Source organism: Streptomyces sp. URMC 129, from assembly GCF_051386415.1.
Taxonomy (GTDB): Bacteria; Actinomycetota; Actinomycetes; order Streptomycetales; family Streptomycetaceae; genus Streptomyces.
The window spans coordinates 19,517-32,212 of record NZ_JBPQTQ010000065.1; the positions used below are offsets into that span (position 1 = coordinate 19,517).

The 12,696-nt window shown below is 75.0% G+C and carries 13 protein-coding genes; 2 read left to right on the forward strand and 11 right to left on the reverse strand.

Annotated features, from left to right (window positions below):
• Positions 1–23: 23 nt before the first annotated feature.
• The 7 genes from pheT to infC all read right to left on the reverse strand — a co-directional run bounded on the left by pheT (position 24) and on the right by infC (position 7,307).
• Positions 24–2,549 (reverse strand): phenylalanine--tRNA ligase subunit beta, encoded by a 2,526-nt coding sequence (gene pheT, locus ACSNOC_RS15300; RefSeq protein WP_436747976.1) that lies wholly within the window; start codon positions 2,547–2,549, stop codon positions 24–26.
• Positions 2,549–3,676, reverse strand: a complete 1,128-nt coding sequence (gene pheS, locus ACSNOC_RS15305) for a phenylalanine--tRNA ligase subunit alpha (RefSeq protein ID WP_436747977.1) — start codon at positions 3,674–3,676, stop codon at positions 2,549–2,551. The genes pheT and pheS overlap by 1 nt, the downstream gene beginning before the upstream one ends.
• Positions 3,677–3,800: 124 nt before the next feature.
• On the reverse strand, positions 3,801–4,880 hold the full coding sequence (locus ACSNOC_RS15310) for an ATP-binding protein (RefSeq protein WP_436747978.1): 1,080 nt from the start codon (positions 4,878–4,880) through the stop codon (positions 3,801–3,803).
• Positions 4,881–4,953: 73 nt separating this feature from the next.
• Positions 4,954–5,805: a TrmH family RNA methyltransferase gene (locus ACSNOC_RS15315; protein WP_436747979.1), complete on the reverse strand. Its 852-nt coding sequence runs from the start codon at positions 5,803–5,805 to the stop codon at positions 4,954–4,956.
• Between the two features lie 112 nt (positions 5,806–5,917).
• Positions 5,918–6,304, reverse strand: a complete 387-nt coding sequence (gene rplT / locus ACSNOC_RS15320; RefSeq protein WP_059008507.1) for a 50S ribosomal protein L20 — start codon at positions 6,302–6,304, stop codon at positions 5,918–5,920.
• 114 nt (positions 6,305–6,418) lie between these two features.
• A complete protein-coding gene (gene rpmI / locus ACSNOC_RS15325; RefSeq protein ID WP_436747980.1) occupies positions 6,419–6,613 on the reverse strand; it encodes a 50S ribosomal protein L35 in 195 nt (64 codons plus the stop codon).
• Positions 6,614–6,674: 61 nt separating this feature from the next.
• Positions 6,675–7,307, reverse strand: coding sequence for a translation initiation factor IF-3 (gene infC / locus ACSNOC_RS15330; protein WP_436747989.1), 633 nt, complete (start codon positions 7,305–7,307; stop codon positions 6,675–6,677).
• A gap of 352 nt (positions 7,308–7,659) precedes the next feature.
• Between infC and ACSNOC_RS15335 the strand changes: the two genes are divergently transcribed.
• Positions 7,660–8,007: a DUF1844 domain-containing protein gene (locus ACSNOC_RS15335; protein WP_436747981.1), complete on the forward strand. Its 348-nt coding sequence runs from the start codon at positions 7,660–7,662 to the stop codon at positions 8,005–8,007.
• Here ACSNOC_RS15335 and ACSNOC_RS15340 read toward each other — a convergent pair.
• Entirely contained in the window at positions 7,985–8,713 is a 729-nt protein-coding gene (locus tag ACSNOC_RS15340; RefSeq protein WP_436747982.1) for an MIP/aquaporin family protein, read from the reverse strand. The genes ACSNOC_RS15335 and ACSNOC_RS15340 overlap by 23 nt on opposite strands.
• A gap of 112 nt (positions 8,714–8,825) precedes the next feature.
• Positions 8,826–9,551, reverse strand: coding sequence for an SseB family protein (locus tag ACSNOC_RS15345; RefSeq protein WP_436747983.1), 726 nt, complete (start codon positions 9,549–9,551; stop codon positions 8,826–8,828).
• A 128-nt stretch (positions 9,552–9,679) separates the two neighbouring features.
• On the opposite strand from ACSNOC_RS15345, the gene ACSNOC_RS15350 reads away from it, so the two are divergent.
• Entirely contained in the window at positions 9,680–10,645 is a 966-nt protein-coding gene (locus ACSNOC_RS15350) for a serine hydrolase (RefSeq protein WP_436747984.1), read from the forward strand.
• Here ACSNOC_RS15350 and mycP read toward each other — a convergent pair.
• Positions 10,605–11,843, reverse strand: coding sequence for a type VII secretion-associated serine protease mycosin (gene mycP, locus ACSNOC_RS15355; protein WP_436747985.1), 1,239 nt, complete (start codon positions 11,841–11,843; stop codon positions 10,605–10,607). The genes ACSNOC_RS15350 and mycP overlap by 41 nt on opposite strands.
• Positions 11,840–12,696 (reverse strand): hypothetical protein (locus tag ACSNOC_RS15360; protein ID WP_436747986.1); only part of this gene is annotated, 857 nt, incomplete at its 5' end. The genes mycP and ACSNOC_RS15360, both read right to left, overlap by 4 nt.

Consider the following 12,696-nt stretch of genomic DNA (forward strand, 5'->3'; position numbering starts at 1 on the left):
GGCGGCCGGGCCCGGAAGGGCGGCTACGCGCCGCGCAGCGTCGCGCCGGTGTGCGCGACCGCGGCGGCGACCGCCGCCTCACGGGCGGCCGACGCCTCCTCGGCGGTCAGGGTGCGGTCGGGGGCCCGGAACCGCAGCGCGTACGCCAGTGACTTCCGTCCCGCGCCGAGCTGCTCCCCGGTGAAGACGTCGAACAGCCGCAGCGACTCCAGCAGTTCCCCGGCTCCCGAGCGCAGCGCGGCCTCCACCTCGGCCGCCGGGACCGACGCGTCCACGACGAGGGCGACGTCCTGCGTGGCCACCGGGAACGACGAGATCCGCGGCGCGCTCACCGGTCCCGCGCCCGCCCGCTCCAGCAGGTCGAGATCGGCCTCCATCGCACACGTCCGGGCCGGCAGGCCGAGCGCCTTGACGACGCGCGGGTGCAGCTCGCCGGCGTGCCCGACGAGCGTCTTCACGTCGTCCACCACCGCGTACAGCGCCGCGCAGCGTCCCGGGTGCCACGGGGCGTGCCGGTCGTTCTCGATCGTCAGCTCCACGCCCGCCGCCGACGCAACCGTGCGGGCCGCCTCCACGGCGTCCGCCCAGTCGGCCGGGCGGCCGGGGCCCCACCAGCCCGCCTGCTCGCGGTTCCCCGCGAGGGCGACGGCGACCCGGCGCGGCTGCCGGGGCAGCGACGCGTTGAGCCGCGCGATCTCCTCGTCGGTCGGGCGGCCGGTGACCGGCAGCCGCACCGGGGCCTCCTCCTCGCCGGTGGGGCGGAAGACCAGACCGGTCTCGAAGAGGGCGATGTCCCCGGCGCCGCGCCCGTGGTTGCGGCGCAGCGCCTCCAGCAGCCCCGGCAGCAGCGTCGTGCGCAGCGAGGGCTCCTCGTCGGAGAGCGGGTTGACCAGGCGCACCGTGCGGCGGCGGTCGTCGTCGGCCGGGAGGCCGAGACCGTCGAGGGCGGCCCGCCCGACGAACGGGTAGGTGGGCGCCTCGACATATCCCGCGCCGGCCAGGGCGCGGCCCACCCGCCGGTGCAGCCGCTGCCGCCCGGTCAGCCCGCGCCCGGCCGGCGGGCGCGGGAGCGTGGACGGCAGCGCCTCGTAGCCCTCCAGCCGGATGACCTCCTCGGCCAGGTCGTTGGGCTCGGCCAGGTCGGGGCGCCAGCTCGGCGGGGTGACGGTCAGCTCGTCGGTGCCGGTGACGGCGCAGCCGATCTCCTGCAGCCGCCGCACCACCGTCTCGCGTCCGTACACCACGCCCGCCACCCGGTCGGGGTGGTCGGCCGGGATGACGATGACGCGCGGGGCGACGGGGGCCGTGACCTCGGTGACGCCCGGGTCGGCGGTGCCGCCGCCGAGCAGCACCAGCAGGTCGACCGCGCGCTGCGCCGCCGCGGCGGCGGCCTCCGGGTCGACGCCCCGCTCGAAGCGGCGGGCCGCCTCGCTGTGCAGCTTGTGCCGGCGGGCGGCGCGGGCCACGGTCACCGGGTCGAAGTGTGCCGCCTCGACGACGATCTCGGTGGTGCCGCCGGTGACGCCCGCCCCGGGCTCCTCGGCGGCGTCCGCGATCTCCGTGTCGGCGCCGCCCATCACCCCGGCCAGGCCGACGGGCCCGCCGCTGTCGGTGATCAGCAGGTCCTCGGGGTCGAGGGCCCGCTGCACGCCGTCGAGGGTGGTCAGCTTCTCGCCCGGCTCGGCGCGCCGGACCCCGAGGGGACCGGTCAGCCGGGACCGGTCGTACGCGTGCAGCGGCTGGCCGATCTCCAGCATCACGTAGTTGGTGATGTCGACGGCGAGCGAGATCGGCCGCATGCCGGCCTTCTGCAGCCGCCGCTGGAGCCAGATCGGGGAGTGCGCCTCGGGCCGCAGCCCGGTGACGGTCCTGGCCACGAAACGGTCGCAGGCCGCCGGGTCCGCGACCTCGACGGGGAAGCCGTCCGCGGTGGCCGCGGGCACGTCGAGCAGCGCCGGGTCGCGCAGCGGCAGCCCGAAGGCGGTCGCGGTCTCGCGCGCCACGCCGCGCAGCGACAGGCAGTACCCGCGGTCGGGGTTGACGGCGATGTCCAGCACCTCGTCGACCAGTTCGAGCAGCTCGATGGCGTCGGTGCCGGCCTCGTGCTCGGGCGGCAGCACGATGATGCCGCCGTGGTCGTCACCGATGCCCAGCTCGCGCGCCGAGCAGATCATGCCCTCGGACACCTTGCCGTAGGTCGGCCGCGCGGAGATCGCGAAGCCGCCGGGCAGGACGCCGCCGGGCAGCACGACGACGACCTTGTCGCCGACGCGGAAGTTGGTCGCGCCGCAGATGACGTTCTGCGGCTCGCCGGTGCCGTTGGCGGCGCCGACGTCCACCTGGCAGTACCGGATGGGCTTCTTGAACCCGGTCAGCTCCTCGATCGCCAGAACCTTGCCGACCACGAGAGGCCCGGTGATGTCGGCGCCGAGCCGCTCGACGGTCTCGACCTCCAGGCCGGCGGCGATCAGCCGGGTCGCCACCTCACGGCCCGTCACTTCGGCAGGCAGGTCGACGTATTCGCGCAGCCAGGAAAGCGGGACGCGCATCAGATCTCCATCCCGAACGGCCGGGTGAACCGCACGTCACCCTCGATCATGTCTCGCATGTCCTCGACGTTGTGACGGAACATCAGCATCCGCTCGATGCCGAAGCCGAACGCGAATCCGCTGTACTTCGCGGGGTCGATGCCGCACGCCACGAGCACCCGGGGGTTGACCATGCCGCAGCCGCCCAGCTCGATCCAGCCCTCGCTGGAACAGGTCCGGCAGGGCCGGTCCGGGTTCCCCACGGACTCGCCGCGGCAGCGGAAGCAGACCATGTCCATCTCGGCGGACGGCTCGGTGAACGGGAAGTAGTCGGGGCGCAGCCGGGTCCGCATGCCCTCGCCGCCGAACAGCGCCTGGACCATGTGGTCGAGGGTGCCCTTGAGGTCGGCCATGGTCAGTCCCTCGTCCACGGCGAGCAGCTCGACCTGGCTGAAGACGGGCGTGTGGGTGGCGTCCAGTTCGTCGGTGCGGTACACGCGGCCGGGACAGACGACGTAGATGGGCGGGGTGCGCTCCAGCATCGACCGGATCTGCACCGGGGAGGTGTGCGTGCGCAGCACCAGCTCGGCCTCCGCGGCCCCGCCCTGGGCGCCCTCGACGAAGAACGTGTCGTGGGTGGAGCGGGCCGGGTGGTCCGGGCCCAGGTTGAGCGCGTCGAAGTTGAACCACTCGGCCTCGACCTCGGGGCCCTCGGCGACCTCGTAGCCCATGGCCACGAAGATGTCCTCGATCCGCTCGGACAGGGTGGTCAGCGGGTGGCGGGCGCCGGGCGGGATCCGGTCGTGCGGCAGGGTGACGTCCACCGCCTCCTCGACCAGGACACGCTCGTCGCGCTCCGCCTCCAGCTCCTCCTGGCGGGCCGCGAGCGCCTTGCTGACCGCGCCCCTGGCCTGGCCGACCCGCTTGCCCGCGTCCGCCTTGGCGTGCGGCGGCAGGGCGCCGATCTCGCGGTTGGCCAGGGCGAGGGGGGACCGGTCGCCGGCGTGCGCGACCTTGACCTCGCGCAGCGCGTCGAGGCTGTCCGCGGCGGCGATCGCCGCGAGCGCCTCGTTCCGCACGCGGTCGATCTCTTCCGGTTTCAGTGCCTCGACCTCGACAGGGTCGTACGACTTGTTGGGTGCCGACATCTCTTCCCGTGCTTCCGATTGGCTTGCGCCCCGCTGCGCGCCCCGGGGTGCCCGGGACCGAGTCTACGGGGGCGCACATGGCTGAACGTACGCGGTGGGAGCCCGCGGGACCTGCCGGGCGGCGTCAGGAGAGGAACGCCGGGGTGCCCGCGGGCAGGATAAATCGGAACCGGGCGCCGCCCCCCGCGGACCTGCCGACGGTGACCGTGCCGCCGTGGGCCTCGACGATGCCCTTGACGATGTAGAGGCCGAGCCCCGTGCCGCCGCGGTCGCTGCCGCGCCAGAAACGCGTGAAGACCCGGTGCATCGCCTCCTCGGGGATGCCGGGGCCTTCGTCGCTCACGGTCACGGACATGCCTTCCTGTCGCGTTCTGCCCGGCGGTACGCGGTCCATCTCGATGGTGACGGTTCCGGCGCCGTGCCGCACCGCGTTTTCCAGGAGGTTGACCAGCACCTGGTCGATCTTGTCGGGGTCGGCCCACAGGCCGGGCAGCGGGCCGGCGACGCGCAGGTCGAAGCGGTCGGCCGGGCAGCCGCCGTTGACCAGCGCCTCCACGTGGCGGCGCACGGCCTCGTCCAGCCGGACCGGCTGGCGGCGGATCTCCAGGCGGCCGGAGTCGATGCGGGAGACGTCGAGCAGTTCGGTGATGAGGCGGGTGACGCGGTCGGCGTCGCCGTCGACGGTCTGGAGCATGAGCCGCTTCTGCTCGTCGGTGAAGCGCTCCCACTTGTCGAGCATGGTGGCCGTGAAGCCCTTGACGGAGGTGAGCGGGGAGCGCAACTCGTGGGCGACGGTGGCGATCAGCTCGGCGTTGCTGCGCTCGGTGCGCTTCCTGGCGTCGGTGCCGCGCAGGGTGACGACCAGGCGGCGGACGGGCCCGCCGGGCCGGGTGCGGACGTAGCGGGCGGAGACCAGCACCTCCCGGCCGCCGGGCAGCAGCAGGTTGCGCTCGGGCTGGCCGGAGCGGGTGGCCAGGCCGTGGTACGGGTCGGTGATCCGCCACCAGCGGCGGCCGTCGAGGTCCTCCAGCGGGAGCACGTCCTCGATGGGGCGGCCGAGCGCGGCGTCCGGTTCCCCCCCGGTGAGCCGCGCGGCCTCGGCGTTGAAGCACGTGACCAGGCCGCGCTGGTCGGCGACCACCAGTCCGTCGGGAAGATCATCGGGCCGGAGGTCCAACTCCCCGGCGCCGGATGCGGTGTCCATCCCGTTCGCCCCTCTCCCAGTGCGCGTCAGCCTACTCGTACTCGCCAGGTGCGATGCGCCCCGGCGGGGGCGGTCACCGCGCCGCGCGGCAGCCGCCGGGGGCGCGCTGGGCGCGGGCCGAGGCGTAGAGGCACACGGCGGCGGCCGTGGCGAGATTCAGGCTCTCGGCCCGGCCGTGCAGGGGCACGCGGACGACCGCGTCGGTGAGCGCGCGGGTCGTCTCGGGCAGCCCCCACGCCTCGTTGCCGAAGAGCCAGGCGGTGGGGCCGCCCATGCGTCCGGCGTCCAGCTCGTCGTCCAGGTCGCGGTCGCCGCCGCCGTCGGCGGCCAGCACCCGTACCCCGGCGTCGGCGAGGCCGTGGACGGCCTGCTCGACGGGGACGCCGACGGCCACGGGCAGGTGGAAGAGGCTCCCGGCGGAGGCGCGGACCGCCTTGGGGTTGTAGAGGTCGACGGAGGCGTCGGTGAGCACCACGGCGTCGGCGCCGGCGGCGTCGGCGCAGCGCAGTACGGTGCCGGCGTTGCCGGGGTCGCGGACGTGCGCGAGCACGGCGACCAGCCGGGGCCGGGCCGCGAGGATCTCGGCGAGCGGGCGGTCGAGGAAGCGGCAGACGCCGACGAGGCCCTGCGGGGTGACGGTCTGCGAGAGGTCCGCGACGATCTCCGGGCTGGCCAGGTGGACCCGGGCGCCCGCCGCGTGCGCCGCCTCGACGACCTCGGCGTGCCGCTCGGCGGCCTCCGGGGTGGCGAAGAGCTCCGTCAGGGTGGCGTGTCCGTCGGCGCGGTGGGCGACGGCCTCCCGCACCGCCTGCGGCCCCTCGGCGAGGAACCTGCGCTCCTTGCCCCGGAAGCTGCGGCGGGCCAGCCGCCTCGCGGCGACGGCGCGCGGGGAGCGCGGGGAGGTCAGCTCGGCGGCGGGGCCCATGGGGGACGGCTCACTTCCGTGCGGCGGCGGTCGTCGGACTGCGGGGGAAACGCCGGACCCGCAGGCACGTCGGCCTGCGGGTCCGGGGGCGCCGGGACGTCGGGGACGTCGCTCAGGCGGCGGCCTTCGGCGCGTTGACGTCGCTCGGCAGCGCCTTCTGGGCCGTCTCGACCAGCACGGCGAACGCGTTCGGGTCGTTGACCGCCAGCTCGGCGAGCATCTTGCGGTCCACCTCGATCTCGGCGGCCTTCAGGCCCTGGATGAACCGGTTGTAGGTGACGCCGTTGGCGCGGGCGGCGGCGTTGATGCGCTGGATCCAGAGCTGCCGGAAGTCGCCCTTGCGCTTCTTGCGGTCGTTGTAGTTGTAGACGAGGGAGTGGGTGACCTGCTCCTTCGCCTTCCGGTACAGCCGGGAGCGCTGGCCGCGGTAGCCGCTGGCCTGCTCGAGAATCGCCCTGCGCTTCTTGTGGGCGTTGACTGCCCGCTTGACGCGTGCCACGTGTTGTACTCCTTGTTGCGGGGCCGCGGGGTCGTCACGCGGCCCGGAACGGATGGGGGTCCGGTCGGCTGTCGGGCGACCGCCGCCGGGGGGCGGCGGGCGGTCGCGGCCGGGTCACTTGCCGAGAAGCTTCTTGATCCTCTTGGCGTCGGCCGGAGCCGTCTCCGTGGTGCCGGCGAGGCGACGGGTCAGCGTCGACGGCTTGTGCTCCAGGTAGTGACGGCGACCGGCGCGCTGGCGCATCACCTTGCCCGAGCCAGTGATCCTGAAGCGCTTACCGGCACCGGTGTGCGTCTTGTTCTTCGGCATGTCGCCGTACTCTCCTCGTCCTCTTCGCTGTCCTGTGCCCGCGGGGGCGGCTGTCCGGCCGTCAGGCCGAGGCCCTCCCCTGCTGGCGCTCAGCTTCCTGCTGGCGCTCGGCTTCCTGCTGATGCTGACGCTCGGCCTTCCGGGCGGCCTGCGCCTCCCGTGCCTCCGCCATCGCCTCGGTCTTCTTCTTGTGCGGACCGAGGACCATGATCATGTTCCGGCCGTCCTGCTTGGGGTTGGACTCGACAAAGCCCAGATCCTGGACGTCCTCGGCGAGCCGCTGGAGCAGTCGGAAGCCCAGCTCGGGGCGGGACTGCTCACGGCCGCGGAACATGATCGTGATCTTGACCTTGTCCCCCTGCTTCAGGAACCGGACGACATGACCCTTCTTGGTGTCGTAGTCGTGCGGATCGATCTTCGGCCGGAGCTTCATCTCCTTGATGACCGTGTGCGCCTGATTCTTGCGCGCCTCACGGGCCTTCATGGCCGACTCGTACTTGAACTTCCCGTAGTCCATGAGCTTGCACACCGGCGGGCGGGCGTTGGCCGCGACCTCCACCAGGTCCAGGTCGTACTCCTGGGCGAGCTCCAGGGCCTTGGCAAGCGGCACGATGCCGACCTGCTCGCCACTGGGACCGACGAGTCGCACCTCGGGGACGCGGATCCGGTCGTTGATGCGGGGTTCGGCGCTGATGGGGCCTCCTCGGTTGCGCCGCGCGGATGTCTGGCGGACAGCCGCGCTGGATAGGTCATGTGGACCGCCGTACGGCGGCGTCAAAAAACGCCCCGGACGGCACACAGGCGGGGCTCCACGAGACCGGGAGCACCGCCGCGGTGTCACCACGGGGCGCAGCCTGACCAGTGACCTGCCGACCCGTGGGACGATCAGGTGGGAGTGCGGAGCCCTCCACTTGCGGGCCGGAGCACATGGGTGTCCGGCCGGTCGTCTTCCATGGTACATCAGCCGCACAAGGCCGCACGCCGCGCGCCGGCCGGGCGCCACCCGCGATGTCACCCGGTCGCCCGCCCGGCATAGTCTGGGCGCCATGAGCGACACGAGTGACGACATCGGCGGCATGACCAGGGACATCGCGGACGTGCCCGCGGTCGAGCTGATCACCACGGTCGCGGTGCACTTGATGAGTTCCGCCGCGGTCAACCTGGGGCTGGCCGAGGACGGCGAACGGCACAAGGACCTCGACGAGGCCCGCAAGCTGATCACGGCGCTGGCCGGGCTGGTGACAGCCGGCGCGACCGAGGTGGGCTCCTACCACGCGGCCCCCCTGCGGGACGGCCTGAAGTCCCTGCAACTCGCCTTCCGTGAGGCGTCCCCGGTGCCGGACCCGCCGGGCGAGGGCCCGGGCGAGAAGTTCACCGGTCCCGTTCACGGCTGACCTCGGGCGGCGCCAGGACGACATGGTGCACCAGCACCGCGAGCGCGGCGCCGACCAGGGGCGCGAGGATGAACAGCCAGAGCTGCGCCAGCGCGTCCCCGCCCGCGAAGAGGGCCGGGCCGAGGCTGCGCGCCGGGTTGACCGAGGCGCCGGTCAGCGGGACACCGATCAGGCTGACGGCGCCCAGCGCCAGCCCGAAGGGCACCCCGTCCAGACCGCGCAGGGTGATCCCGCGGGTCACCGACAGGAACACGAAGACGAGCAGGAACGTCAGCATCGCCTCGGTGACGAAGGAGCCGCCGATGGACAGGCCGACGGCGGAGCGGTCGTCGTAGCCGTTGGTGCCGAAGGCGTCGTTCGTCTCCAGGCCGGGCACCTGGTGGGCCACCAGGAAGAGCAGCGCGGCCCCGACGACGGCCCCGGCGAACTGGGCCGCCCAGTACAGCCCGGCGGTGCGTGGGTCCATCCGGCCGGCGAGCAGCGTGCCGAGGGTCACGGCCGGGTTGACGTGGGCGCCGGAGAGCGGCCCGAAGACGTGGGCGAGCGCCAGGAGCGTGAAGGCGAAGCAGAGCGCGATGCCGAGGGTGCCGATGTACTCGCCGGCCAGCACGGCGGAGCCGACGCCGAAGAAGACGAGCACCAGGGTGCCGATCGCCTCCGCGGCGAGCGGGGGCAGGTCGATGCCGGCGGGCCTCTCGCTGGTCATGCGCCCTCCAGTGCCTGACGGGTGACTTGCCTCGCAGTCTTCGCCAGCCGCGCGGGGCCCGCACTCCGGACCGCGCCGCTCGGGTGGCGGGCGGCCCGTCCCGTCGGCGGGATCAGCGGCGGTAGGTCGGGGTGCCGGGCAGGGCGGTCGTGGGCGGGAGCACCGCCAGGGTGAGGCCGCGGACCAGGTGGGTGCGGAGCGTTTCGTCGGCGGCCAGGGCGCGGGCGAGGCGGCCGGCCGCGGCCTGGGCATCGGCGGCGGGGTCGAGGAGCAGGGCCAGGGTGCCGTCGGCCTCGCCCCCGGGGACGAGGTGGGCGGCGGTCACCGCGGGCTCGGCCCGCAGCAGGTCGCGCACGGCCCGCACCACGGCCGGGTGGGAGGCCGGGTCGCCGCCGGCCGCGACGGCCCGCAGGGCGGTGCCGGCCAGTTCGTAGGTGACCGGCCCGGCCACGTCGAGGACGAGGGCGCCCGCGTTCTCCTGGACGGCGGCGCGCAGCGCCTGCTCGGTGGTGACCGCGACCGGGCGCGCGTCGGGGCGCCAGCGGGCCAGGGTGGCGGTGGCGGTGAAGACCGGCAGCGCGCGCCGGCCGTCCGGCAGGGCCAGGGTGAGCACCGCCATGTCGCTGCTCTTCTCGCGGCGCAGCCCGTCCGGGCCGGTGTCCGCCTCGCCGAGGACGGCGACGACGGGGACGAGGAGCCGGGCGCCGGCGAGCGCCGCCACGATCCGGGGCTCGGCCGCCGGGTCGCGCGACCACTCCGCGAGCGCCCGCGCGAGCGCGGGATCCGCCGTTCCGTCGTCGTCCGCGAAGGCGGGCCGCGGGATGTTCTTGAGCGCCACCCGTCGAGGGTATCCCGCGCGTCCTGGCGGTACGGCGCGCCCGGAACGTGCTTCTCCTCACCGACTGTTACGTGTTCTTCATTCAACAGGCGATGACTATGGCACTACGGAGAGATAACGTGCTGATCATGAGTTTGCCGCGGCGGTCCCGCCCCGCCCTGGTCGTGAACACGGCGCTCGCCACCACGCTGTTGGCCGCTCTGGCCGCCGGGGACAGGGGACCGTCCCCGTTGCCGTCCGACGCCGCGGGGTCCGCGCGGGACGCGACCGGCGCGACGGCGCCGGGTCTGCCGCCGGTGTGGGAACGGGCCGGCGCCGCGCCGGACTCCCTCCAGCCGCCGTCCGTCGCCAACGCCCTGCTGGCCGAGGCCGTCGCGCCGCTGGTGGCCAGGGGCGACACCCGGCTGTCCGTCGCCGTCGTCTCGCTGGAGACCGGCGCGAGCGCCGCGTTCGGGGACGACCGGTACGACACGGCCAGCGTCGCCAAGGTGAACATCCTCGCCGCCCTGCTGCTCCAGGCACAGGACGAGGGGCGGGAGTTGACCGCGGCGGAGCGGCGCGCCGCCGAGGTCATGATCCGGAACAGCGACAACGCGGCGGCCGACGAGCTGTGGCGGTCCATAGGCGGCGCGGCGGGTCTGGAGGCGGCCAACGAACGGCTCGGCCTGACCGGGACCACCGGCGGTGCTGACGGCCACTGGGGCCTGACCCAGACCACGAGCGCGGACCAGATAGCCCTGCTGCGGGCGGTCTACGGCGACGACTCGCCGCTGGAGCCCGCGTCGCGGGCCTATGTGCAGGAGCTGATGGCCGGGGTGGTGCCCGGCCAGCGGTGGGGGATATCGGCGGCGGCCGACGGGGAGTTCGAGCTGAAGAACGGCTGGCTGCCGCGGACGCGGACCGGCCTGTGGGACGTCAACAGCGTCGGCCGCGTCACCTCGGGGGGCCAGGAGTACCTGATCGCCGTTCTCTCCGACGGCCACCTCACGCAGGCCGACGGCATAGCCGCCGTGGAGGCCGCCGCCGTCGCGGCGGTCGAGGCAGTCGAGGCCGTCAGTACGGGACTCCCGGGCGCCCAGCGGCCGGGCGTCTGATCCCCCGCCGCAGGCGGGCCGTCCCGCCGACCAGCGCCACCGCGGCGCCGAGCAGCAGCACGCCCAGCGCGCCCGCCACGGGCGCGAGCCACGCCGCGCCGCCCGCGCCGGACTCGACGGCGCGCGGCCCCGGACCGAAATAGTCCCCCGGGTAGCTCTCCGCCGCAGGCGCCGCGTCCGAGGCGGCCAGCTCCGCCGCCGCCTCCAGTGCCGCCGCCGGGTCGACCACGCCGCTGCCCAGGGCGTCGTCGCGCCCGCCCTCCGGCGGGTTCTGCGCGGTCTCCGTCAGCAGCTGCCGCACCTGGGCCGGGGAGAGGTCGGGGTACGCGGCGCACAGCAGCGCGGCCGAGCCGGAGACGAAGGCCGCCGCGGCCGAGGTGCCCCAGCCCGTGTAGTAGTCCCGGTCGGGGTCGGCCACGATGACGTCCTTGCCCGGCGCGCTGAGGGTGGCGTACCAGCGGCGGGTGGAGAACTCGGCGGGGCTGCCGCCGCGGTCCACGGCCGTGACCGCGATCACGCCGGGGTAACCGGCCGGGTAGGAGACGGGGTTGCCGTTCTCGCCGCCGTTCCCCGCGGAGGCGACGACCACCGCGCCCCGGGACAGCGCGTAGCGGACGGCCGCGTCCTCCTCGGGGTCGGGGTGTGCGGACTCGCTGTCGTCGCCCAGCGAGAGGTTGATGACGTCGGCGCCCTGGTCGGCGGCCCACCGTATGCCCTCGGCGAGGGCGCCGGAGCGCGTCTCACGGGCCTCGTCGCGGTCCGGGTCGTCGTCCTCCAGCAGCACGCGGACGGGCAGGATCTCCGCCTCGGGGGCGACGCCCAGCACGCCGTCGTCGTGGTCGGCGCCGTGTCCGCGCCCGGCGATGATGGCGGCCATCGCGGTGCCGTGCTCGGCCCACTCGGGGTCGCCGCGCTCGGCGCCCATGCCGACGAAGTCCCAGCCGTCCAGCACCGCGCCGGCCAGGTCGGGGTGGGAGGCGTCGACGCCGGTGTCCAGCACGGCGACCGTCACCCCGGCGCCGCGCGTGGTCTCCCACGCGGCCGGGGCGTTGATCGCGTCGAGCGCCCACTGCTGCTGGTCGCGTATGGAGTCGGCGTGCGCGGGCGCGGCCCCCAGCGGCGGGCCCGCGGCGAGCAGCGCTCCCAGGGCGACGGCGGCGGTCAGGGCGCGCGGGCGGTGTGCGCGGCGCGGGGTCATCGGAGCTCCTGGGCCAGCCGGGCGGCCTCGACGCGCACGCCGCGCGTCACCTGGTCCGCGAGGGCCTGGGCGTCGTGGCCGAGGCCGGCGAGCGCGATCGTGCTGTGGTGTCCGTCGGCCGTCGCCTCGGCGGCCGGCTCGGGTTCGGGAACGGCGCGGCCGTCGGCGAAGCCGGTGACCGCGTAGGCGACGACGGGCAGTCCGGGGACGACCCCGATGGTCCAGGAGCCGCGCTGGGCGTCCCCGAAGTCCTCGGCGGGGGTGCCGGGCACCGGGAGGGTGCGGGGCAGCAGGTCCGGCCGCGCGGCCAGGCCGTCCCCGGTGAGGCGTTCGCTCAGGGCGGTCATCGCGGCGGGGCCGGCCCCGGTGAAGAGCAGCCCGACCGTGGTCACGTTGGTCCCGGTGTCGTCGGTGTACGTGGCGCGGACCAGGCGGTGGCAGCCCAGGGGGGCGAGGACCTCGGTCAGCAGGGGGTCGAAGGCCCCGTCGCAGCCGCTGTCGGGGGCGACGGCGACGCGCAGCCAGCGCCGGTCGGCGCCGCCGGGCCCGGCCTTCTCGGCGGTGATCTCGGGCGGGAACAGCTCGTCCACGGGGACCTCCCGCCACACCTCGCGGCCCTCGTCGAAGGCGACCTGCGCGGGCGTGCGGTCGTCGCCGTCCCCGGCGAGCCACGTCCCGGCGGCGGCCCCGCCGAGCAGTCCGGCGCCGAGCACGAGGCAGACCACCGCGCCGACGAGGCGGGTCGAGGGGCTGGCCGAGGTGGCCCGGGCGGTGAGGGCGCGGTGGTCTGCCTCGTGCTCGGCGCCGGACTGCTCGGCGGGGCCGCCGCCGGGACGTGGCTCGCCGGGGACGG